The sequence below is a fragment of the Streptomyces sp. NPDC019890 genome, from assembly GCF_044903445.1.
Classification (GTDB): domain Bacteria; phylum Actinomycetota; class Actinomycetes; order Streptomycetales; family Streptomycetaceae; genus Streptomyces.
The window spans coordinates 209,820-231,232 of the sequence record NZ_JBJDQK010000011.1 but is presented as its reverse complement, the minus strand read 5'-3'; the positions used below and the strand labels follow the sequence as shown (position 1 = coordinate 231,232).

Annotated in this window: 20 protein-coding genes; 19 read left to right on the top strand and 1 reads right to left on the bottom strand. The window is 72.8% G+C overall.

Features of this window, described 5'->3' with window-relative positions:
* The first annotated feature begins 49 nt into the window (after positions 1–49).
* Genes ACI2LP_RS27560 through ACI2LP_RS27550 form a run of 3 tightly spaced genes read left to right on the top strand, consistent with a single transcriptional unit; the run spans position 50 to position 2,453 of the window.
* Positions 50–391 carry a hypothetical protein gene (locus ACI2LP_RS27560; RefSeq protein WP_404727211.1) on the top strand — a complete coding sequence of 114 codons (342 nt, stop codon included), beginning with the start codon at positions 50–52 and terminating at the stop codon, positions 389–391.
* Positions 388–798 carry a DUF485 domain-containing protein gene (locus ACI2LP_RS27555; protein WP_404727210.1) on the top strand — a complete coding sequence of 137 codons (411 nt, stop codon included), beginning with the start codon at positions 388–390 and terminating at the stop codon, positions 796–798. The genes ACI2LP_RS27560 and ACI2LP_RS27555 overlap by 4 nt, the downstream gene beginning before the upstream one ends.
* On the top strand, positions 795–2,453 hold the full coding sequence (locus ACI2LP_RS27550) for a cation acetate symporter (protein WP_404727209.1): 1,659 nt from the start codon (positions 795–797) through the stop codon (positions 2,451–2,453). The genes ACI2LP_RS27555 and ACI2LP_RS27550 overlap by 4 nt, the downstream gene beginning before the upstream one ends.
* Positions 2,454–2,519: 66 nt before the next feature.
* Here the strand turns inward: ACI2LP_RS27550 and ACI2LP_RS27545 are convergent, their stop codons facing one another.
* A complete protein-coding gene (locus tag ACI2LP_RS27545) occupies positions 2,520–3,353 on the bottom strand; it encodes a DUF427 domain-containing protein (protein ID WP_404727208.1) in 834 nt (277 codons plus the stop codon).
* A 556-nt stretch (positions 3,354–3,909) separates the two neighbouring features.
* Here ACI2LP_RS27545 and ACI2LP_RS27540 point away from each other — a divergent pair.
* The 16 genes from ACI2LP_RS27540 to ACI2LP_RS27465 all read left to right on the top strand — a co-directional run bounded on the left by ACI2LP_RS27540 (position 3,910) and on the right by ACI2LP_RS27465 (position 21,402).
* Positions 3,910–4,542, top strand: coding sequence for a DUF4255 domain-containing protein (locus ACI2LP_RS27540; RefSeq protein ID WP_404727207.1), 633 nt, complete (start codon positions 3,910–3,912; stop codon positions 4,540–4,542).
* Entirely contained in the window at positions 4,539–5,270 is a 732-nt protein-coding gene (locus ACI2LP_RS27535; protein ID WP_404727206.1) for a hypothetical protein, read from the top strand. The genes ACI2LP_RS27540 and ACI2LP_RS27535 overlap by 4 nt, the downstream gene beginning before the upstream one ends.
* A gap of 14 nt (positions 5,271–5,284) precedes the next feature.
* On the top strand, positions 5,285–7,108 hold the full coding sequence (locus tag ACI2LP_RS27530; RefSeq protein ID WP_404727205.1) for a phage tail sheath family protein: 1,824 nt from the start codon (positions 5,285–5,287) through the stop codon (positions 7,106–7,108).
* Between the two features lie 61 nt (positions 7,109–7,169).
* On the top strand, positions 7,170–7,625 hold the full coding sequence (locus ACI2LP_RS27525) for a phage tail protein (RefSeq protein WP_266484108.1): 456 nt from the start codon (positions 7,170–7,172) through the stop codon (positions 7,623–7,625).
* A gap of 13 nt (positions 7,626–7,638) precedes the next feature.
* Positions 7,639–9,252, top strand: a complete 1,614-nt coding sequence (locus tag ACI2LP_RS27520; RefSeq protein ID WP_404727204.1) for a phage tail sheath subtilisin-like domain-containing protein — start codon at positions 7,639–7,641, stop codon at positions 9,250–9,252.
* Complete coding sequence (locus ACI2LP_RS27515; RefSeq protein WP_404727203.1) at positions 9,249–9,764, top strand: phage tail protein; 516 nt, start codon at positions 9,249–9,251, stop codon at positions 9,762–9,764. Before ACI2LP_RS27520 ends, ACI2LP_RS27515 begins: the two co-directional genes overlap by 4 nt.
* A gap of 63 nt (positions 9,765–9,827) precedes the next feature.
* Positions 9,828–10,049, top strand: a complete 222-nt coding sequence (locus tag ACI2LP_RS27510) for a putative phage tail protein (protein WP_404727202.1) — start codon at positions 9,828–9,830, stop codon at positions 10,047–10,049.
* On the top strand, positions 10,049–10,750 hold the full coding sequence (locus tag ACI2LP_RS27505) for a LysM peptidoglycan-binding domain-containing protein (RefSeq protein ID WP_404727201.1): 702 nt from the start codon (positions 10,049–10,051) through the stop codon (positions 10,748–10,750). Before ACI2LP_RS27510 ends, ACI2LP_RS27505 begins: the two co-directional genes overlap by 1 nt.
* Before the next feature lie 6 nt (positions 10,751–10,756).
* The gene (locus ACI2LP_RS27500; RefSeq protein ID WP_404727200.1) at positions 10,757–11,971 is read left to right on the top strand and encodes a phage late control D family protein; all 1,215 of its coding nucleotides are present in this window, start codon (positions 10,757–10,759) and stop codon (positions 11,969–11,971) included.
* A 7-nt stretch (positions 11,972–11,978) separates the two neighbouring features.
* Positions 11,979–12,710, top strand: coding sequence for a phage baseplate assembly protein V (locus ACI2LP_RS27495; RefSeq protein ID WP_404727199.1), 732 nt, complete (start codon positions 11,979–11,981; stop codon positions 12,708–12,710).
* Complete coding sequence (locus ACI2LP_RS27490; RefSeq protein ID WP_404727198.1) at positions 12,707–13,186, top strand: GPW/gp25 family protein; 480 nt, start codon at positions 12,707–12,709, stop codon at positions 13,184–13,186. The genes ACI2LP_RS27495 and ACI2LP_RS27490 overlap by 4 nt, the downstream gene beginning before the upstream one ends.
* Positions 13,183–15,348, top strand: coding sequence for a hypothetical protein (locus tag ACI2LP_RS27485; protein ID WP_404727197.1), 2,166 nt, complete (start codon positions 13,183–13,185; stop codon positions 15,346–15,348). Before ACI2LP_RS27490 ends, ACI2LP_RS27485 begins: the two co-directional genes overlap by 4 nt.
* A complete protein-coding gene (locus tag ACI2LP_RS27480) occupies positions 15,345–17,516 on the top strand; it encodes a putative baseplate assembly protein (protein ID WP_404727196.1) in 2,172 nt (723 codons plus the stop codon). The genes ACI2LP_RS27485 and ACI2LP_RS27480 overlap by 4 nt, the downstream gene beginning before the upstream one ends.
* A gap of 3 nt (positions 17,517–17,519) precedes the next feature.
* Complete coding sequence (locus ACI2LP_RS27475) at positions 17,520–18,959, top strand: hypothetical protein (RefSeq protein WP_404727195.1); 1,440 nt, start codon at positions 17,520–17,522, stop codon at positions 18,957–18,959.
* On the top strand, positions 18,956–20,284 hold the full coding sequence (locus tag ACI2LP_RS27470; RefSeq protein WP_404727194.1) for a hypothetical protein: 1,329 nt from the start codon (positions 18,956–18,958) through the stop codon (positions 20,282–20,284). The genes ACI2LP_RS27475 and ACI2LP_RS27470 overlap by 4 nt, the downstream gene beginning before the upstream one ends.
* Positions 20,281–21,402: a hypothetical protein gene (locus ACI2LP_RS27465; RefSeq protein WP_404727193.1), complete on the top strand. Its 1,122-nt coding sequence runs from the start codon at positions 20,281–20,283 to the stop codon at positions 21,400–21,402. The genes ACI2LP_RS27470 and ACI2LP_RS27465 overlap by 4 nt, the downstream gene beginning before the upstream one ends.
* The last annotated feature ends 11 nt before the right edge of the window (positions 21,403–21,413 follow it).

Genomic DNA, 21,413 nt, shown 5'->3' with positions numbered 1-21,413 from the left:
TCTCCCCCAGGCACGGACCATCCGTCCCCTTTCCAGTCCAGGACACGCAATGAGCCGCATTCCCCTGCATCCCGAACAGGACCCATATCCGGTGTCCGCCCTGTACCTGAGCCAACTCGACCATGAGTCCCTGTACTCCGACGCCGAACTGCGCCAGGCCATCGCCGAGACCGTCTCGGAACTCGGCGAGCCGGGCGCGCTCGGCTCCCGGTACGCCGAAGCCCTGAGCCACGCGGGAGCGAGGGCCGGCGGCATGAGCCAGGTGCGACGGAGGTGGGCCCTTCGCATGGCGGACGACCTGGCCCGCGACCGGACCGGCGAGGTGCGCCGGACCACGGACCGGCCCGCTGCCGCCGACCGCCGCACCGCGTCGCTGAGAGGGGCGTCGTGACCCCCTCTGTGCCGCCGCCCCCGCCGTGGGAACCGGGTACGCCGCGGGAGCCGGATTCGCTGTGGGAACCGGGCCCACCGCGGAATCCGGTGCTGTCCGTCTTCGAGCAGCTCCAGTCCGACCAGGGCCTGCAGCGACTGCGGGCGGCACGCCGACGCCCGGTCTTCGCCGTCGCTGGCGCTGTCGTCGCGCTGTACCTGCTCAACGCCCTGCTGGCCGGCGAAGCGCGGGGCTTCATGGCCGTACGAGTAGCCGGACCGCTGAACATCGGTCTCGTCCTCAGCCTGATCCAGTGCCTCACCACGGCCTTGGCCCTCTGGTGGTACGCGCGTCATGCCAGGACCTTCCTCGACCCTGACGGCAGGCGGCTGAGGGCCCGCTTCGAGAAGAGAGAGAACGCGCGTTGACCACTGCTCTGAAGCTCGCCGACTCCGACGCGTTCCCCGTGTTCGTGGTCTTCGCAGTCTTTGTCGCCAGCACGCTGTTGCTGGCCATCCTGGTCACGACGGACCGGATCACGCCGGGCGACTTCTACATCAGCGACGGCCGGCTGACCCCGGCTCGCAACGGCATCGCCCTGTTCGGTGACTACATGTCGGCCGCGACCCTGCTCGGCTCCCCGGGGGTGATCGCGCTGACGGGGTACGACGGCATCCCCTACCTGCTGGGACCTATCGTCGCCTGGATCGTGATGCTCCTGCTGGTCGCCGAGCCGTATCACAGCACCGGGCGGTTCACCATCGGCGACAGCCTCGCAGGGCGCCTGCGCTCGCGGCCCGTCCACCGGGCCGCGGGGGTCGCCTCGCTCGTCATCTGCCTGGTGTACCTCGTCGCCCAGTTGGTCGGCGCCGGGGCGTTGGCCGCACCCATCCTGGGCCTGGACGGACCGGGTGCGCGACAGGTGATGGTGGCCTCGCTCGGAATACTGATGATCATTTACGTGGTGATCGGCGGGATGCGGGCGGCCACCGTGGTCCAGTTGGTGAAGGCCGTCATCCTGCTGGGCGGGGGCGCCTTTCTGGCTCTCCTGGTCATGTCGAAGTTCAGCTGGAATCCCGCGGGCCTGCTGAGCCGGGCGGCGGACAGCAGCGGCTTGGGGGATGCCTTCCTCCAGCCCGGTGTGCGCTACGGCGACGACAGCGTCAGCAAACTCGACTCGCTGAGCCTGCAGTTGGCGGTTCTGCTGGGAGCAGCGGGACTACCGCATCTGCTCATGCGGCTCGGCGCGGTACCCACCGCGCGCGCGGCACGCGGATCGGTCCAGTGGGCGGCCTACATGACGCTCGCGTTCTGTCTGCTGGCCGGGGTGATCGGATTCGGTGCCGTGGCGCTGCTGGGCCGGAGCGCCATCACGGCAGACAGCGCCTCGGGCAATTCGGCCACTCTGCTGCTGGCCGAGTTCCTGGGGGGCGCGTTTCTCCTCACACTCATCTCCTGTGTTGCCTTCACCACGGTCCTGGCCGTGGTCGCGGGGCTTGTCCTGGCGGCCTCGACCGCGCTGGCGCACGACCTGTACCAGGTCGGGTTCAGGAACGGCAAGGCGTCGGAGAAGAGTGAACTTCTGGTCGCGAAGGGCTCGGTGCTGCTCATCGGTCTCGTTGGGACAGTGCTGTCCATGTACGCCCAGGGTCTGAACATCTCGTTCATGGTGGGTCTCGCCTTCGCCGTCGCGGGGTCCGCGATCCTGCCCGCGCTCCTGTACAGCATGTACTGGAAGGGCTTCACGACGAGAGGGGCGCTCTGGAGCATCTACGGGGGGCTCTTCGCATCGGTGGGACTGGTGCTGCTGTCCCCTGCCGTGTCGGGAGGTCCGACCGCGCTGTTGCCGGACGCGGACTTCGCGCTCTTCCCACTCAGCAACCCCGCGGTGGTGTCGATCCCTCTGGGCTTCCTGCTGGGCTGGCTGGGATCGCTCCTCGACCCGAGGGAGGTGGACGGGGCGGAGTTCACCGAAGCCGAGGTCCGCATCCTCGCGGGAGCCGACGCCGTCCCGGAATACGAGCCGGCTGCCGGTGCGCCGCCCGGCCGCCCGGAGCCGGCACGCCGATGGGGCTACCGCTGAGAGGCGAACTCCCGCACGGGCGCCGGGTTTACGCTCCGACGACGGGGCGGTTGCGCGCGGTACGGATCATCCCGAACGCTCAGGCGACGGCTTGCTGAAGAAGGTGACCGGACGCTGCTGCCGCTCTCCGTCGACGACGATGTCGACGGACTCGTTGTAGAAGGCCACCCGGTCCCTGATGATCCACACGGCCGGCAGAGGATCGGGATAGCTCCAGGCGATGTCGGGCCGCACGTCTGCGCTGCCCGCCCACGACCAGTAGTCGGTCGCCACACCCTTGTACGGGCAGCGGGTTCGCGCACTGGTTGGGGTGAAGAGATCGAGGCGGACGTCCTCCCGCGGAATGTAGTAGCGGACCGGCAGGTGCGTCTCGAACAGCAGAACAGGCGTGCGCGTGTCCGCGACGACGGTGCCCTCGATCTCGACCTGGACGTGCCGGGTGCTGGGCAGCGCGTCCACCCGCTTGTACGGGTCACGCGGGTGCACGAAGATCTCCTCGTCCTCTTCGTACCAGTGGTCGAGCACCTCGTGCCCGAACCATTCGAAGCTGATGTAACCGGCCAGCTCCTCGCTGGGATAACTCCAGGCCGCCGCCTGGACGGTCCGTTCGGCGAGCGCAAGGTCGTAGAAGACCGTCGCTCCCCCGTGACGCCGCGGGTTGGCGGGCCGCTCGGTCCTTCGCAGCAGATCCATCCGGACGTCTGCGGCCGGGAAGGCGTACAGAGGTACGGGACAACCGGGCTCCCACACAAGAACGGGTCGGCGGCTGTCCACGACCGTGACCTCGCCCTTCGTCGCACGCACCCACCGCTCACTCGGCTCCCACGTCACGCTGTCGATCGAATCGGGCCGACGGCGTTCGACCGGCACGCCTTCCGGGCCCCCATGCGGAGTGGTCATCGCTCTCCTCCTCGCTCTGGCAGGTGCCTCTGGAAGCCAGTGCCCCCGATGCCGCGGTGCCGCGCCGGCATCCATCTCCACGCTGCTCCGGATCGGAGCTCCCCGCAAACGCCGCCTTCGGCGGAACTGCGGCGGCCAGTCGGCGGCTGACTGACCGCTCACAGACGACCACACTCTGGAAGGCGGTTCGTCCTCGACAGGGCTGTCAGGAAGCGCGCTGAGTTCCCCAATGCCCGGCAGCAGGGGGCGGGCGGACACGATCACGGCTGTGCTCGAGGTATCCGGGGATCCCAGGGTTGGGCATCAGGGGCAGTCCGCGTATGGCCTCCACCGCTGGGATTCCCGGACGACGTGTGCCGATGTCAGGAGAGCCCCTATAGCAGGCCCAGGCTTCCCAGCGCCGCCTCCGGCCTGGCTGCGGCGTGCGGATCCAGGGAGGGAACCAGGGATTTCCCGGAAGACCCGGGGTGTCACCCGCCCCTAGCCTCGCAGGTGGCTGACCGGTCCGGCACACAACTGTCGGGCAGCGTCCGTGCCGTATCCGCACGATCAGGGGGTGATCGCAGTGGGCAGTCCCGATGTGATCGCCGATGTGTCCGACATCCTGCTGAAGGTACTCGCCGCCGCGGTACGCGAGTCCGGCTCCCAGGCCCAGGTGCGTCTCGTCGACCTCATCGGTCAGCAGCAGGGCGGCAACGCCGGGCTCGGTCTCGAGCTCTTCCTCTACGAGGTCGCCGAGGACCCCAGCGCACGCAACCGCGGTCCCCGCCACACCGTGCTGGAGGACCCGGTCACCGGCGCGGTCCGCCAAGAGCTCCGCAGGGCCGACATGGCCCTGTTGCTGCGCTATCTGCTCGTCCCGACCGGCGGCACCCCGGACGCCCAGCAGCGGATGCTCGGCCGGGCGATGCGGGCGCTGTACGACGACGCCATCCTGCAGGGTCCGTTGCTCGTGCCGGCCGCGGAGAGCAACAGCGTGGCCGAGGCCGGGGAGTCGCTGAAGCTGCGCCTGGCCCCGCTGTCGCTCGACGAGCGGGCGAAGGTGTGGTGGGCGATCTCGCAGCCGTACCGGCTCTCCCTCAACTACGAGGTGCGGGTGGTCAATCTGGCCTCCCGCGACATCACCGAGGCTTCGGCCGTCACCGGCGGCGGCGTCGGCGTCGGACAGCGCGCGGGAGCCCGCCCGTGACGGCCGGCGGCGCGGCGGTGGACACCGTACGGATCGCGCCGGGACCGGTCTGCCTGCTGCCGCTGGACGCCTTCACCGGACGCGCGCCCGTCCTGCGGGTCACCGCTGTGGTCGAGCGGCGCCTGGCCGGCGGGCAATGGGCCGCTGAGGACGACGTGCCGGTGGTGACGACTCCGGGCGGCGCGATCGTGTTGCCTTCCCTGGCGAGTGCGCATCCGGCTCCCTTGCCGGGCGGCGTGCAGCGGCTGCGTATCCGGCTCGTCTCGCCGTATCTGCTGGACGCGGAGCATCCGGGCGGCGTGGAGTTCGACGCCCCGGCGTCGGCGGCGCCCGCGGTGACGCGTGTACGGCTGTATCCGTTGCCCGCCTATCCGTTCCCGCCCGGAACCCGGCTGCTGCGCGGGCGGGTGCGGCGTGGCGGGCCCGCAGGTGCGGCGGTGGCCGGAGCGGCGGTCACCGGCCGGGCACGTGCGGACGCGGACCATCTCCCGCGGGTCGCCGAGTGGGTGGAGTACGCGGCGACGGCATGGGACGGCGCCTTCCGGCTGCCGCTGCGGCGGCCCGGCAGCAAGCCGCAACTGCCCGCACCGGATCCCGCCGCGCCCGAGGCCGAGTGGTTCACGGTCACGGCGCTCGCCGATCCCGGCCAGGCCGGCGGCCCCGAGGCGTCGATCCATCTGACCGCGCAGGACATCAGCGGTACCGAGCAGCTCATCGAGATCCCGTAGCGGAGGAAGCCCCGATGCCCGAATATCTCAGCCCAGGCGTATTTGTCGAGGAGATCTCCACCGGCCCTAGGCCGATCACCGGGGTGGCCACCAGCACCGCCGGCATGGTCGGGGTGACCGCCCGGGGTCCGGACTCGGGCAAACCCAAGCTGGTGACCAGTCTGTTGGACTTCCACCGGCTCTTCGGCGGCTTTCTGCCCCGGCCGAGCGACGCCGACGTGGCCACCGCCGACGCGAACGGCATCCGGTGGTGGCTGCTGCCGCTGGCGGTGAAGGGGTTCTTCGACAACGGCGGACAACGGCTCTACGTGAAGCGGATCGTGCCCCCGGCCGTCGGAAGCACCACGGCTTCCGCGACGCTGCTGGACGCTGCCACCCCGCCGGTGCCGGTCCTCAGTGCGCAGGCTGCGCAGGCGGGCGAGGGAGGCAACAGCCTGCACGCCGTGCTGCGGATGGCGCGCTCCGCCACCTTCGCCGTGGTGGCGCCGGCCGCCCCGCCCGCGGGCGACCCCCCGGCCACCGTGACGATCGCCGGCCTGGGCGCGATCGAAGACGGCAGCACGGTCCTCCTCGTCCCCGCCGACCGTACGCAGCAGCCCAGTCTGCACACGGTCTTGAGCCACGCCCCCGACGGCGTCAACCACACGCTCACCCTGGACCGCCCGCCCGCAGCCGCGGCCGTCGCGGGCGACACTCTCGTCCTGGCCGGCTTCCGGCTGGAGATCATCGACGCGCCTCCCGGCGTCGCGCGGCAGACCCGGACGATCCCTTCGGCGCCCAACCCGCCGGCCGCCGACCTGGGGATGCTCGCCACGGCCGTCGGATCGGACCCGGACGCGCTCCTCTCGCTCACCATCGGCGCCGATCCGCTGCCGTTCCTGGGCAGCGGCATCTCCAGGACCGACCCTGGCCGGCCGCTCGCCACACTCGATCTGGCCGGCGGTGTCAGCGGCGGGGGAGGTCTCACGCCCGCCGACTACATCGGCGTGGACGGAGGCAGCGGGAACCGTACGGGCATCCAGGCCCTCGAGGACATCGACGAGGTGGCGATCTGCGCGGTGCCCGGCGTCTGGGAGCCGACCGTCCTCGACGGCCTCAACACGCACTGCGAGATCCTCGGCGACCGGTTCGCCGTGTTCGACGGACCTCCCACCGCCGACCTCGAAGGCATCAGGGACTTCCGCCAGCCGCTGTCCACCGACCGGGCGGCCCTGTACTACCCCTGGCTCCAGGTGCCGCATCCGGCGGGTGCCGGCACCGCGAAGGCGCCCCCGTCGGGGCACATGATCGGCGTCTACGCCCGTACGGACGTGGAGCGGGGAGTCCACAAGGCACCGGCCAACACCGTACTGCGCGGCATCGTCCCCGGTGCCGGTCTGGCCTCCGACGTCACCCGGCGCGAGCAGGACACCCTCAATCCCGTCGGGATCAACGTGTTGCGGGCCTTCCCCAATCTGGGCCAGCGGGTGTGGGGCGCGCGGACCCTGTCGGACGACACCCGGTGGCGGTACGTCAACGTCCGGCGGCTCTTCCTCTTCATCGAGGAGTCGCTTGACGAGGGGTTGCAGTGGGTCGTCTTCGAGCCCAACGCCGAGCAGCTGTGGGCCTCGGTCCGGCAGAGCATCAGCAGCTTCCTGACCGAGGTCTGGCGGGCCGGCGCGCTGGCCGGCACCACACCGGAAGAAGCGTTCTACGTCGTCTGCGACCGGACCACGATGACCGAGGACGACCTCGCGCAGGGCCGCCTGGTCTGCCAGGTCGGGGTAGCCCCCGTCTTTCCCGCCGAGTTCGTGATCGTGCGGATCCAGCAGGCGACCCGCGAGTCGAACACGTCCTGAACACCCACACCGCCGCGACCACTCACAACGCTTCAACCGCCGCAAAAGAAAGGGGACGGCTGTGCCACCCGTTCAGCGTGACGATCCGTACGGCGCCTATAACTTCCTCGTGCAGGTCACCGGCGTCGCCGCCAACGGCCAGGACGTCCAGGCGTCCTTCACCGAGGTCTCAGGGCTCACCGTGGACATCCAGCCGATCGACTACCGCAACGGCAGCGAGGACATCCGGGTGCGCAAGATCCCCGGCCTCAAGAAATTCTCCAACCTGACGCTGAAGCGCGGCATCACCGGCCATCCGGAGTTCTGGAACTGGATCAAGAAGTCGATGAACGGCCAGACCCAGCGCGCTCCGGGGGCGATCCTCCTCCTCGACGAAAACCGCCAGGAGGTCATGCGCTGGAACTTCGACCGCGGCTGGCCGGTGAAGTACACCGGTCCCTCGCTCGGCGCGACCAAGAACGAGATCGCGATGGAGACGCTCGAACTCTGCGTCGAAGACCTCCAGATCGACGTGTGACCGGGAGACCGCCGTGTCCGCATCCGCCCTCGAACCATCCCTGCCCGCCGAGCCGTTGCTGCCGGGACTGACCGCGACGGCAGCCGCGGCGGCCGACCCCGTCCAGCCGCTGCGTACCGATGTGGCCTGCTTCGCGGGGCGCACCCGGCGCGGCCCGGTGGGCACCCCGGTCCGCGTCACGGACTGGGCGGCCTACACCGCGGACTTCGGCGATCTGGACGCCGCACTCGATCTGCCCTACGCGGTCCGCGGATTCTTCGCCAACGGCGGCACCGCGCTGTGGGTACTGCGGACAGATCCGGCAGGCACAACCGCCGCCACGGCCGCCTGGCCGGCCGGGGCACCCTCACCCTTCGCACCCGCGGCGGGCTGCCGGATCGATGCCGCGTCCCCGGGCGGCTGGGCCGACGGCACCCGGGTGACGGTCCGTCATCGTCTGACCGGATCCGCCGGGCACCCCCAGGTACTGGTGCGGGTCGACGCCCCCGGGGAGTCACCCGAGTCGTTCGGCTGGCTGCGCCCCACCGAACTCCCCGACGCCGTGGCAGCCACCTCCCGGCTCATCAGGCTCATACCCGACGGCCCCGCACCCGTCGGCCCAGCACCGGCCGCGCACGCGGGAACGCACACGGCCACCCTCACCGGAGGAACTCCCGCCCCCGGCAGCCGGGATGACACCGGGACCCTCGCCGACGCCTACGCCGACGCCGTACGAGCCATGGTGGAACTGCCGGAACCCGCCCTGCTGGCGCTGCCCGATCTGGACCGCTGCGGGGTCGGGGAGACCCACCGGGAAGAGCTGGCCGATCTGCTGGTGCAGGGGTGCGCCGGCGCGCTCGACCGGCTGGCACTGCTCGACCCGCCTCTCACGGGCGCCAGGACCTCCGACCCTGCCGCGGCCACCCGGCAGGCCACCGGCTGGATGGACGCACTGCGCCGACGTCACGACATACCGGGCCTGCAGGCGTGCGCCGTGCACTGGCCACCGCTGCGGGTGCCCGACCCGCTGGCCACCGCGCTCCCGGCGCTGCGTACGGTGCCCGCCTCCGGCCATGTCGCCGGAGTGGCGGCGCGGCTGGACCGCGAGCGTGGCGTGTTCGCGACTCCGGCCAACGCCGCGCTCGAGGACGTCGTCGACCTCGCCCACGTACTGCGCCACGATCAGGAAGTGACGCTCTACGGGTCGGGTGCCAACCTGCTGCGCTGCCCGCCCGGCAGAGGCCCGCTGGTGTGGGGCGGCCGTACGGCGGTGCCGCAACCGCAGGCCCAGGGTGTGGGCGACGGCTGGTTCATCGCCCATCGCAGGCTCGTCCACCGGCTGGTGCGAGCGGCCCGCGAGGTGGCCGAGCCGCTGCTCTTCGAGCCCGACACACCCGGTCTGCGGCTGCTGCTCGTCCAGGGGCTGACCGAAGTACTGCTCGGACTGTTCGAGGCGGGCGCGCTGGCCGGGGACCGGCCTGCGGAGGCCTTCCGGGTGCGATGCGACGAAGGGCTGAACCCTCCGGAGCTGGCGGCGCTCGGCCAGGTGGTCTGTCAGGTGGAGGTGGCTCCGGCCGCCCCCATGGAATTCATCGCGATCCGGCTGCTGATGGGCGGACGGGACCGGCTGGAGGTGGTGGAGGGATGACCGAGCAGGCGCTGGAGTTCTTCACCGAACCGCTGCCGAAGTACCGGTTCCTGGTGGTGCTCGGCCCGGCCGCCGCCCATCTGCCGCCCGCACAGACGGCGTTGCTGCCGCTCACCGCCCAGGGCGCCTTCCAGCAGGTCACCGGACTCGGCGCGCAGCTGGAGGTCACCTCGTACCCGGAGGGCGGGGTCAACGACCGGGTCCGGCAGTTCCCGGTACGCCACTCCTGGAACCGGATCGTGCTGCACCGCGGGGTGGCCCGGGGCACGGGCCTGTGGGCCTGGTACCAGGCCGGACTCGGCAATCCGCTGGGCGCGCGCCGCAGCGGGGCGGTGCTGCTGCTGGACGGGGCCGGACTGCCCGGCGCGGTGTGGGCCTTCCGGGGTGGCCTGGCTTCGAAGTGGACAGGCCCCGATCTGCACGCGGAGCGCAGCGAAGTGGCCGTGGAGCAGCTGGAGATCGCGCACGAGGGTCTGGTGGCCGTGGAGCAGGCGGTGCCGGGGCTGGGCTGAGGTACGCGGCAACGGCCGCAGGGATAGCACGGCATGTCGTGATCACGGGTTCGGGAGAGAACAATGCTGACGATCCATCACCTTTCTGTCGACTTCGAGGTCGGCGGCGATGACACGGCGGTCTTCGCCCGGCTCTTCGCGGAACACATCCGGGAGTGGTCGCAGCGACAGGAGGACGCCAGGGCCCGCGGCCGTCTGCTGGCCCGCGAGGCGTCCCTGACCGGTGACGGGCCGGGCCAGGACTCCGCAGGCGGGTCCGCGGCCGGCTGCTTCGGAGGTGCCTGATGCTTCCACTGCCCGGCCTCCCGTCGGGACGGGACACCGCTCCGACACTGGCAACCCTGACCGTGCGCCCGCCCGGTTCCGTGTCCGGTCCCGCGACCCCGCTGCTGACGCTGCCGGTCAATCCGACCGAGTACGCCGTCTCCAAGGCGGTGACGTTCGCCGAGATCGGCGTCCCGGGCCTGGACGCGCCCCCGCTGCAGTTCGTACGGGGTGGCGCGCGGACCCTCAAGCTGGACGCGCTGGTCGACGCGGTCGAGGAGCCGGTGCGCGGGCGCCGCGATGTGCAGAAGCGGTGGCTCAACGACTTCCAGTCTCTGACGATCCGTCAAAGCACCACCCACGCACCGCCGGTGGTGACCTTCGCCTGGGGGGCCAATCCCTCGTTCACCGGCGTGGTGGACAGCCTCTCCATCACCTACATCCTCTTCGACCGGGACGGCACGCCGACCCGGGCCAAAGTGTCGCTGTCGCTCAAGGAGTTCAGAACGGCGGAGGAACAGAGCCTCAGCACGCCCTTGAGCTCACCGACCGTGCAGAAGGTCTGGACGGTGCGGCGCGGCGACACGCTCTCCTCCATCGCGGCCGCGGTGTACCGGGACTCCGGGCGCTGGCGGGAACTGGCGGCCGCCAACGCTCTGTCCGATCCGCGGGCGCTCGCCCCGGGGATGGCGCTCGTCGTCCCCGCACTGGACCGGGGGTGAGGGGTGATGGCGCTGCTGAACACGACCGCGACACCGCTGCCGGCCGACACGTACGCCCCGTGCTTCGAGGTCGCGCTGGACGGCTCCGAGATCGCCGAGCAGATGCGCAGTTGCGTGCTCGACATCCAGGTGGTCCGAGAGCTGGACAAGACCGGAACGTTCTCGCTGGCGCTGAGCAACTGGGACGAGCTGAATCTGCGGCTGCGTTTCGACGACCCGAAGCACTTCGCCCCCGGTCAGCTGGTGGAGGTCCGGCTCGGCTACACCTCGCAGCCCCGGCCGCCGGTGGTGGCCAAGGGCCAGGTCACCACGATCCAGCCGGACTTCCCCTCCTCGGGGCCGCCGACGCTGCAGCTCTCCTGCCAGGACCGCACGGCCCAGATGAAGGCCCGTAAGCCACGGGCCGACGAGGTGAAGAAGTATCTGGACCTCGCCGACTGGCAGATCGCGCAGAAGGTGGCGGAGCGGCATGGGCTGGAGCTGGTGGCGGAGAAGGAGGGCGTGGTGCATCCGCTGGTGATGCAGAAGAACCAGGACGATGTGGCCTTCCTGCTGGAACGGGCGAAGGGCGTCGACCGGGAGTGCTACGTGGCGCCCGACCCGGAGAGCGGGGTGGAGAAGCTGTACTTCGTCACCCCCGCCGACGGCCGGGCGGGCTCGACGGTCCGCAAGCCGCGCACCTTCGACCTCTGGTACGCCGTGCTGGCCCGTGGCGCCCGCTCGGGACGCCCGGAACAGGGCGAGGCCTCCACCACCTCCCCCGCACCCAACCTGATCTCGTTCCGCCCGACCCTGACCCTGTCGGGACAGGTCGCCAAGGTGACGGTGCGCGGCTGGGATCCCCGGACGAAGAAGGCGATCGTCGGCAGTGCGACACAGGCGGATCTGCAGGCGGAGCGCGACGCCGGGCGCAGCGGTCCCGCGGCCGCCGCACAGGAAATGGGCGAGCGGGAAGAGGTCATCGTGGACCGCCCGGTGAGCTCCGAGCAGGAGGCACGGGCGCTGGCGGTGAGCGTGCTGCGCGGCAAGTCGTACGAATTCGTCACCTGTGCAGGCCAGTTGGCCGGCCTCCCCGACCTGGTGCCGAGCGACTCGCTCCGGATCGGCGGGGTGGGGAGCAGGTTCGGCGGCACCTACTACACGACCAAGGTGACGCACTCCTTCAACTCATCCGGATTCTTCACCTCGTTCGAGGCACGGCGTACTTCCGAGGGGCGGTGACGAAGCGATGACGGGAATGCCCGGATCGACCGTGGACAAGCGGTATTTCGGTGTGGCCACAGGTGTGGTGGCGCGGGTGGAGGACGACCCGGAGAAGGAGTGCCGGGTGCAGTTGAGACTGCCGTGGTTCGACAGCGCCACGATCACCGAGTGGTGCCGGGTGGCACAGCCGTACGCGGGCAACGGATACGGCGCGAGCTTCGTGCCGGAGAAGGGCGACGAGGTGCTCGTCGCCTTCGACCAGGGGGACATGCGGTTCCCCATCGTCATCGGCAGCCTCTACAACGGCGTGGACAAGCCGCCCACGCACCGGGCGAGCGGCCGGGACGAAAAGCTGCTGCGAACCAAGCACGGCCACGAACTGGCTCTCGACGACAGCTCCGGCAAGGAAGCCGTACGGCTCACATCGTCCGCCGGACACCGCATCGAACTGGACGACGCGGGCAGCTCGGTGGTGGTGCGCACCGCGTCCGGCGGCAAGGTGACGGTGACCGCCGACGGCTCGGTGGAGATCAGCGCAGGTGCCGGCCCTGTGAAGGTCACCGGCGGCTCGGTGACGCTGGACGCGCCGCAGGTGCGGCTGGGTACCGGCGCCTCGCAGCACGTGGTCCCGTGGGAGACCTTTCTGCCCTGGTTCATCGGGCACACCCACCCGGTCGCCTCGCCCGGCGCGACCGGTCCGGCGCTCCCCGCGCCCGGCCCGCCGCCGATGTCGACGACGGTGCAGGTGGCGCTGTGAACGGCGGCGCGCCGGGCGGCGCGGAGGCCTTTCTCGGGCGGGGCTGGCGCTTCCCGCTGCTGCCGGACGCCTCGGGGCGGCTGGCGTACGCGGCCGGCGAGGAAAGCGTCCGCGACTGCCTGCTGGTGCTGGTGCGCACCGCGCTGGGCGAGCGGGTGATGCGCCCCGCGCTGGGCACCCGGGCACCGGAGCTGGTCTTCGCGCCGGGCAGTTCGCGCTCGCTGCGCGAGCTCGAGGACTCGGTACGGATCGCCATCCGCGACTTCGAGCCGCGGGCGGCCGTGGACGACGTACGGGCGCAGGCGCAGCCGGGCGAGGAGTGGCGGGTGACCGTCTTCGTCGACTACCGGGTCAGGGCGACCGGGCGGCACGAGACGCTGGTCTTCCCCTATTACCTCGACGGCGGCTCGGGACTGGTGGGCGGCGCGGGCACGTTCGGGGCGGGCGGGCCGGTCGGCGGAGGTGGCACGCCATGACCCTGGCACCGCTGCGGCTTGACGATCTGTCCTGGGCCGATCTGGTGGACGCGGTCCGCTCCCGGATCCCCGCCGAATCCGCGGGCCGCTGGACCCTGCACGCCCCCGTCGACCCGGGTATGACGCTGCTGGACCTCCAGGCATATCTGCTGGAGCAGCAGGTCTACCGGCTCGACCAGGTCCCGGACTCGGTCGTGCACGCGGTGCTCCGGCTCCTGGGCGTGCCGGGACCAGCACCGGCGACGGCCGCGGTGACGGTGCTGCAGATCGTCCCGGAAACGCCCGGCAGCCGGCTGCGGATCCGGGAGGGCGCGTCGTTCAGCCGGGAACCGGGGCGCGGGAGCGACTTCTACCTCGACCGGGACCTGGACGTACTGCCGGTGCGCGTGGCCGGTTTGTCGGTGCGGGAGGCTACGGGCGACCGGGACCGCACCGCCGACCTCGCCGCCGGACGCCCGGTGCCCCTGGCCGGCCCCTACGGCCGCCCGGCGCGGGTCCGGATCCGGCTCTCCGTGTCCGGCGACGGTTTCCCGGACGGCGGAACCCTCTCGCTGCTGCTCGCACTGGAGCAGCCGACGGGGCCGTGGACCGGGAGCCGGACGGCCGACGGCTGGGCCGCGGGGGCCGCGCCCGACGTACCTCCCCCGGCTCGACTCAGCTGGTCCTACGGGCCCGTTGGGCACGCGGCGCCGCTGCCCGAGGGGGCTGTGGCGGACGGCACCGGCGGACTGCGCCGGTCCGGCCTGGTCCGGCTGACCCTTCCGGCGACGGCCGCCGGGGCCGAGACGGAACTGGTGCTGGCCACGCCCGCCGCCACCTACGCCGCGCCGCCGCGACTTCTGCGGCTGTCCCCCAACTCCGTTCCCGCGCACCACGCCCAGCGCCTGCGCATCGAGGAGGGACCCGACGGGACCGTGGTGGCCCGACTCGCCGACCGCCCGCCGCTTCCCGGCCTCTCCGTCGTACTGCCCGGCGACGCCGCCGGACGGCTGATCGACGTCGCGCGCTTCACACTGCGCGAGACGGACGACGCCGACAGCGGTCGCGACTACGACTGGACGGCCGTGCCGGATCTGGCGTTCAGCGGCCCGCTGGACCGGGTGTTCACCGTGGACCGGGCCTTCGGGGCGCTGCGCTTCGGCGACGGCCTGACCGGGCGGATTCCCCGGCCCGACGTCAGCGGCCCGGGGACGGTGCTGCGTGCGGAGTACCGGCTGGGCGGCGGGCCGAGCGGCAATGGCGGCGCGGACCCGGCAGTGAGCGTCCCCGCCCGCGCTGCCGAACCGGCGGCGTCGCTGCTGGCCTTTCCCACGCTGGCGGGCTTCGCCCGCCCGCAGCCGCAGCGCGCGGCCCAGGAAGAACTGCCCCCCGGGGACTGGGTGTTCACCGGCGGATCCTCCGACACCGATCCACCCGATGCCCCCTGCACCGCGCGCGCCCTCGTCCCGTCCCTGGGCGGAGCCGAGCCCGAGACCCCGGTGGCCGCCCGCCGCCGGGCCGCCACCGCGCTCACCGTCGTCAGCCGGGCCGTGACCGCCGCCGACCACGAGGAACTCGCCCTGTCCACCCCCGGGGTCGCCGTCGCCCGCGCCCACGCGCTGGTCGGCGCCCACCCGTCGCACCCGTCGCGGAACGTGCCGGGCGCCGTGACCGCCATCGTCGTCCCCCGGGCGCCGCGCGGACCCGGCGACAGCACCGCGGCCGACACCGTGCCCATGCCCGTTCCCGACCCCGGCACGCTGACCGCCGTACGCGCCCGACTGGAAGCCGGACGCCTGCTCGGCGCCGCGGTGTTCACGGCGCCCCCGCGCTACCGCCCGGTCCGCGTCCGCGTCACCCTCCCCGCGAACACCGCCCGCCGACAGCTCCTCGATGCGGCACTGCGCCGCTTCCTCGACCCCCTCACCGGCGGCGACGAGGGCACCGGCTGGCCCTTCGGCGGCGTCCTGCGCCCCTCGGCGCTGCTACGCGCGGCCGAACGGGCACTGCAAGCGGCGGGCGACCGCACACCGGTGCAGGCCGTCGCCGCAGCCCTGGACGACGGCCCCTACGAATCCTGCGGCGATCTGCCGCTGCGCCCCGGTGAACTTCCCGGCCCCGTCAAGATCCTCGTGTGCACCACGCAAGCGTCGGGTGCCACACAACGGGAGGTGCGCGCATGAACGCCCACGGCCCCGACCGTTTCGCCGCCGTCGATCCCTCCGCGAGGCTCGCCCCCGGGGCGGACGAACCGTGGTGGACACTGTCCGCCGGCGCCGCGCGAACGGCGCTGCTCGACGCGGACGGCCGCCCGGTGCTGATGGGCGCCGCACGGGACGACCTGGTCGCCGCGCTGCGCGCCCGGGTCGGCGGCTTCACCCCCGACTGGACCGGGACGGGCCCGGACGACGCGGGGGACGCGCTGCTGCGGCTGTTCGGGCTGATGGCCGAGGCGGTGGCCGGACGCGTTGACCGGCTGCCCGCCAAGCTCCTCGTCGAGCATCTGCGGATCGCCGGGGTCTCCCTGCTGCCCGCCGCGCCCGCCCAGGTGTTGCTGCGCCTGACCGCAACGGCGGCCGCCGGAGCGGGAGTTCAGGTCCCGGCCGGCTTCCAGGCCGGCGCGCCCGGCGAGGACGGCGCCGAAGTGGTGATGGAGACCGTGGACGACATGTGGGTGTCGCCCGCCGAACTCACGTCCCTGGCCGTGGGCCGCCCCGCGACCGGCATTCTGCCGGGCCCCGTGGATGAGGTGACGCCGGGTCAGGACCCCTATGCCGACGGCTTCCTCCCGTTCGGCGCGCGGAGCGCGCCCGGCTCGGCCCTCTGGCTGGGGTTCACCGCCCCGCAGGCGCCCGAGGGCGGGCTCTCGCTCGCCTTCGTCGCGGCCCCGCGCCCCGGCGGTCCCGCCGCCACCGCACGGGGAGGCGCCGCTCCGCCCGAGACGGCCCCACCGGACCTGCACTGGTCCGTATGGGACGGGGACACCTTCCGGGCAGCCGACGTGGTGGTGGACCACACCGGCGGTCTGGCCGGCACCGGGACCGTACAGCTGCGGCTGCCGACGGGCTGGCGGCCCGGCCGGCCGCCGGGCGGGGCCCATCTGCCCGAGGCGCGCTGGCTGCGGGTGCGGCTCACCGCAGGCATGTACGCCGAGCCGCCCCGGCTCGTCGCCGTGCTGCCGCACACGGCGCTGGCCTACGCCGTACGGACCGTGCGCGACGAGGTGTTGAGTCCTGCGCCCGCGGATCCCGGGGAACAGGACGGCGGCGCCGGCGTGCGGCTGCGGGTGGCGACGGCGCCCGTCGTTCCCGGATCCCTGACTGTGGCCGTCGCCGACGACCCGGCCGCGCCGCTCTTCCCCGTCGAAGGCGCCGCCCCCAACGCGCAGGACTCGCTGCCCGTGTGGCGGGAAGTGCCCGACCTGGCCCTCGCGGGCCCCACCGACCGGGTGTTCACGCTCGACGCCGACACCGGCGTCGTCACCTTCGGCGACGGGGTGCACGGGGTCGCGCTGCCGCCCGGCGCGGGCAATGTACGGGCCGTCAGCTACCGCACCGGAGGCGGCAGGCAGGGCGCCGTCGCGGCGGACACGGCCACCGTGCTGCGCACCGCGGTGCCCGGGGTTGCCTCGGTGACCAACCCGCTGCCCGGGACCGGTGGAACGGACACCGAGCCGTTCGGTGCGGCCGTACGGCGCGGCACCGCCGAGATCCGCACCGCCGGGCGTGCCGTCACCCCCGCGGACCACGCGCTGCTGGCGATGCGCGCCCCGGGTGCGCGCATCGCCCGCGCCCACGCCGTTCCCGGGCACCACCCGGACCATCCCGGCGCCCGGCTGCCCGGCCTCGTGGGCGTCTACCTGGTGCCGCCCGACGAGGACCCCGCCACCCCCGGTGCGCCGCTCCCCGCGGCCGGCGACCTCGCGGCCGTCGCGGATCACCTCACGCGCGCCCTCGCCCCCGCCGGTGTCACCGTCGTTGCCGCAACTCCCCGCTACGTCCGCGTCGACGCCCGGATCGTGCTGGCGCTCGCCACGGGCGCCGACCGTGCCGCAGCCGTACGCCGCGCCGAGGACGGGCTGCGCCGCTTCCTGCACCCGCTCGACGGAGGCGTCGGCGGCGACGGGTGGCCCTTCGGCGGACCACTCGTCCACACCGCGCTGCTGCACCGGCTGCTCACCGACGAGGAGGTCGCGGCCGTGCCGCTGCTGACGCTCACGGTGGACGGCCTGCCGGTGCAGCCCTGCACCGATACGCCGCTGCCGCCGCACGCGCTCATCCGCGTCGGACGGGTGACGGCCTCCGTCGTCGCCAACACCACCGCCAACGCCACCGTGCAGAAGGGGAGGTGAGACATGGACATCCGCACCGACGCACCCGCGCACCTGCTGCTGGACTCCGCCTCGGGCTGGCGCCCGTCCGCCGGAGCCGCAGATCCCCTCCCCGAACCCGTCCAGGACCGCGACGCGCTGGTCCTGCCACCCGGCGTGAGAGAGGCGGCACTGGTCACCGTCCCGCTCGACAGCGGCATCTCCCGCTGCCGCTGGCACCGGATCCGTATCGACGCCGATGTCCCGTCCGGCAGCGCACTGGTCGTCCAACTCGCCACCACCGGCGACGACCCCGACGCCGTGCCGGGGCCCGACGACTGGCAGACGGTCGCCGGACCGGCCTACGACGTCCTGGTGGACCAGCCGCCGGGCCAGTTCCTCGTCGTACGGCTGCTGCTCGGCCGTACCGACGCCTCCGCGCCGGGTCCCGCCGTGCGGCAGGTGCGTCTGGACCTTCCCCGGGCCACCTCCGCCGACCTGCTCCCGGCCGTCTACCGCGAGGATCCGAGCGCCGACGACTTCACCGAGCGCTTCCTCGCCCTGTTCGACTCAGTGGTCGGGACGCTCGACCGGGCCACGGAACGGGCCCCCGCACTGCTCGACCCGGCCGGCGTGCCGGACGGTGTGCTGCCGTGGATCGCGGGTCTGCTCGGCATCGATCTGGGGCCCGACCCCGACCCCGCGCCGGGCGCGAGTTCCGGCGGCGGCCCCGGGAGCGGCACGAACCCAGGTGCCCCGGACCCGGGGACCGCGCAGCTCCCGCCGTCCGTACTGCGCCGGCTCATTGCCGCGGCGCCCGAGCTGCGCAGGCGGCGCGGCACGCCCTGCGGGCTCGCCCTCGCCCTGGAGATCGTGCTGGGGGTGCGCCCGGCGATCGCGGAACCGGCAGCAGCGCCGTGGGGTGCGGTGGGCCGGGACACGCGCCTGGGGGAGGTGCGGCTGTTCGGACGGTCGGCTGCGCGGGTGCGGCTCGGCGGCCCCGCGGTCCTCGGTTCGCGGCTGGCAGGACCCCGCGCCCGCCGCGGTGGAGCGCCGTTGCGTTCGCTGGGCAACCCGGACGAGGACCCGCTGACCGGTACCACGTTCCGTTTCCGCGTACTCATCCCCCCGGGCCCGCCGCCTGGCACCCGGCGTCCCACATCGACCGACGGCATGGCCAGAACCGCCGCCGATCTGGTCGAACGGCTCTCCCCCGCCCACACCACGGCGACCGTCTCCATCGGCGGGCTCGGCTTCACTGTCGGCGAGCGCAGCGCGGTCGGCGTGGACACCCTCCTCGTCAGCCCCGCGCCGTCCCCGGCCGGCGTGGCTCTCCTGGGCGCCGACACCGTGCTCGGGGCGGACCGTTCGGGGCGACGCGGAATCCGCTTGGACGGCACGTCAGGTGCGGGCATCCGCACGGTCGCCCTGCACGAGGGCGACACCGGCGCACACCCCGACGAGAAGAAAGGCAGGACCCCATGACGGCTCCCCCGACCGGGCGTGACAGCGCCCCGCGGACCGGCCGGCGGCGGCTGACGTACTTCCACGGCCAGTTGCTGTCCGCACAGGATCTCCGCCAGGAACAGGGGCAGTTCCTCGCACGGCTGCGCCTGCACAACCTCGCCCTGCACGGCTACGGCGTGGCCTACGGGCTGTGGACACGCCCGGTGCCACCACCCGCCGGCGAGTGCCCCGATCCGGAGCGCGCGGCCCCCTGGTTCGAGATGACCGACGGCCTGGCCGTCGACCGGCACGGCGACGAGGTGATCGTGCCGTGTGGCGTCCGGCCGAGACACGACCTGTGGCAACTGCTCGACGAGGACGAACGGTGCCGCGCCCTGGAGGAGATCCGCTCCGGTCGCGACGGCGTCACCGTCTATCTGACGATCCATCACTGCGAGGAGCCGGTCGACAGCGTCCGCGCCGTCTACACCGAAGCCTGCGACGGCCTCCCGCGCACCGCCTACGCCCACATCCGCGAAGGCTTCGCCCTGCGGGCGACGACCCGGCGGCCCGAGCCGGACTCCTGCGACCCTCCGTACCCCTGCGAGCCGCCCGCCGAGGGCGCACCGGAGCAGCACGGATGCGGTGACGGCAGGATCTTCGGCCCCGGGCTGCTGCTCGCCCGCGTGAACCACGTACGCCCCGACCGCGCGCTGGCCCCGGGGCAGATCCATCCCGAGGTCCGCCGGCCCCTCTCCCGGCGTCCCGCGACCGTGATCACCGGCATCTCCTGGCCGCACGGCGGCCGGCTGACCACCCAGCAGGCCCGCGTACTGCTGGGCGAAAGCGGCCTGCGGATCCGCTTCTCGCGGCCGGTGCGCGCCGCCACCCTCCAGGACCCGGGTATCGCCGACCTGTTCCAGGTCACCGGCGGGCGGGGCGTCCACGGCACCGTCATGCGCCTGGAGACCCGGATCGACACGGACGGGCCGGACGACGAGACCACGGACCGGATCACGATCCGGCAGACGGACATCGAGTACCTCAACGACGGCGACCGGATCCACCTGGTGCTGCGCACCCCGTTCGTCCTCGACATCTGCGGCGACCCGGTGGACGGCACCCACACCGGCGGGCTGGTACCGCAGCCCGGCGGCCCGGTCGCCCACCGTCCGGGGCTACTGCCGCCCGACGGCTGCGGACCCCGCACCTCCGGGACGCCCGCAGGCGCGGCCGGCGTCTTCGAGAGCTGGATCTTCATCGACAACCACCGGCCGGCCGCCGAGGCCGAGGCCGACGCGGAACCCATCGACCGGACGGACAGCGCGGCCGACGACAGCGAGACCACTGAGGGGCAGCCATGACCACCTCCGGCACACACACCGCCGGTCCCCGTGACTGCGGCTGCGGTTGCGGCGGAAGCGGCAGCACCGCGTCCATCACCTCACCTGCCGGATTCAGGGCGGGCGGACCGGTCCGTCCGGTCTTCTCGGCGGGCCAGCTGCTCACCGAGGACGACCTCGGACAGCTCGCCGCCTGGACCACCGGGCGCATCCGCCTCCACAACCGGCTGCGTTACGTATCGCCCGAAGGACAGGGCGCGGTCCTGTGCGGGCTCGCCGTCAGCTGCGACTGCTGCGCCCGCGGTGCGGTGCGCATCGGCGAGGGCCACGCGGTGGACGGCCTGGGCAACGACATCCCGGTCAGCTGCGTCGAGGACGTGGATGTCGTCGCCCTGGTACGGGAGTTCCGCGCCACGGGCGGCGGCTGCCCCGACCCCTGCCCGCCCGGACCCGAGCGCACCTACGGCCTCTTTCTGCGCTACGAGGAGGAGTTCGCCGAGCCTGTCGCCCCGTACGATCCCGGCGACGGCTGCACGCCGGCCGGCTGTGTACCCACGCGGGTACGGGAGGGCCACCGCTTCTTTGTGGGCTGCGTCCCCGACCCGCCCCCCGACCGTCTCTGTGAATTGCTGCGCCGCCGGTTCGGTGACGACCGGGAGTTTCTGGAGGCCTGCCAGGGCGAGAGCCGGCCCTCGGCGAGCGAACTCACGGACTGGCTCACCGCCCGCCTCGACGTCAACGGTGACTTGTGCGACCGCGCTCCCCTGGCGCTGCTGTGCGACGTACCGCCCAAACCGACCGGCAACAACGTTCAGCACAACCTGCACCGCAAGGTGGGTGCCTGGTGCGCCTTCGAGGCATATCTGCGCGCCGCCGTCCGCTCGCTCCTCGTCGTCCCCTGCCCCAGCGGCTGTGCCTCGGAGGTGCTGATCGCCGAGGTGACGCTGGACGGCTGCGATGTCGTACGGGCCGCGCCGGCCGGAAGGCGTGGCGCCCACTTGCCCGATCCGGTGGAACAGCGGTGGCGAATCCAGCTGGCCCGGCTCTTGGAACACGACGTCAGCACGGCGCGGTTGCTGGAGTTCCTGCTGGACCTCCTGCACCGCACCGGCTGCCGGCCGCAGCCGACCGAGACCTAGAAGGAGCGCAG

Coding starts and splice junctions, on each gene's coding strand:
- ACI2LP_RS27560 (WP_404727211.1), top strand. CDS start 50: ATGAGCCGCATTCCCCTGCATCCCGAACAGGACCCATATCCGGTGTCC.
- ACI2LP_RS27545 (WP_404727208.1), bottom strand. CDS start 3,353: ATGACCACTCCGCATGGGGGCCCGGAAGGCGTGCCGGTCGAACGCCGT.
- ACI2LP_RS27530 (WP_404727205.1), top strand. CDS start 5,285: ATGCCCGAATATCTCAGCCCAGGCGTATTTGTCGAGGAGATCTCCACC.
- ACI2LP_RS27515 (WP_404727203.1), top strand. CDS start 9,249: ATGACCGAGCAGGCGCTGGAGTTCTTCACCGAACCGCTGCCGAAGTAC.
- ACI2LP_RS27510 (WP_404727202.1), top strand. CDS start 9,828: ATGCTGACGATCCATCACCTTTCTGTCGACTTCGAGGTCGGCGGCGAT.
- ACI2LP_RS27505 (WP_404727201.1), top strand. CDS start 10,049: ATGCTTCCACTGCCCGGCCTCCCGTCGGGACGGGACACCGCTCCGACA.
- ACI2LP_RS27500 (WP_404727200.1), top strand. CDS start 10,757: ATGGCGCTGCTGAACACGACCGCGACACCGCTGCCGGCCGACACGTAC.
- ACI2LP_RS27495 (WP_404727199.1), top strand. CDS start 11,979: ATGACGGGAATGCCCGGATCGACCGTGGACAAGCGGTATTTCGGTGTG.
- ACI2LP_RS27485 (WP_404727197.1), top strand. CDS start 13,183: ATGACCCTGGCACCGCTGCGGCTTGACGATCTGTCCTGGGCCGATCTG.
- ACI2LP_RS27480 (WP_404727196.1), top strand. CDS start 15,345: ATGAACGCCCACGGCCCCGACCGTTTCGCCGCCGTCGATCCCTCCGCG.
- ACI2LP_RS27475 (WP_404727195.1), top strand. CDS start 17,520: ATGGACATCCGCACCGACGCACCCGCGCACCTGCTGCTGGACTCCGCC.
- ACI2LP_RS27470 (WP_404727194.1), top strand. CDS start 18,956: ATGACGGCTCCCCCGACCGGGCGTGACAGCGCCCCGCGGACCGGCCGG.
- ACI2LP_RS27465 (WP_404727193.1), top strand. CDS start 20,281: ATGACCACCTCCGGCACACACACCGCCGGTCCCCGTGACTGCGGCTGC.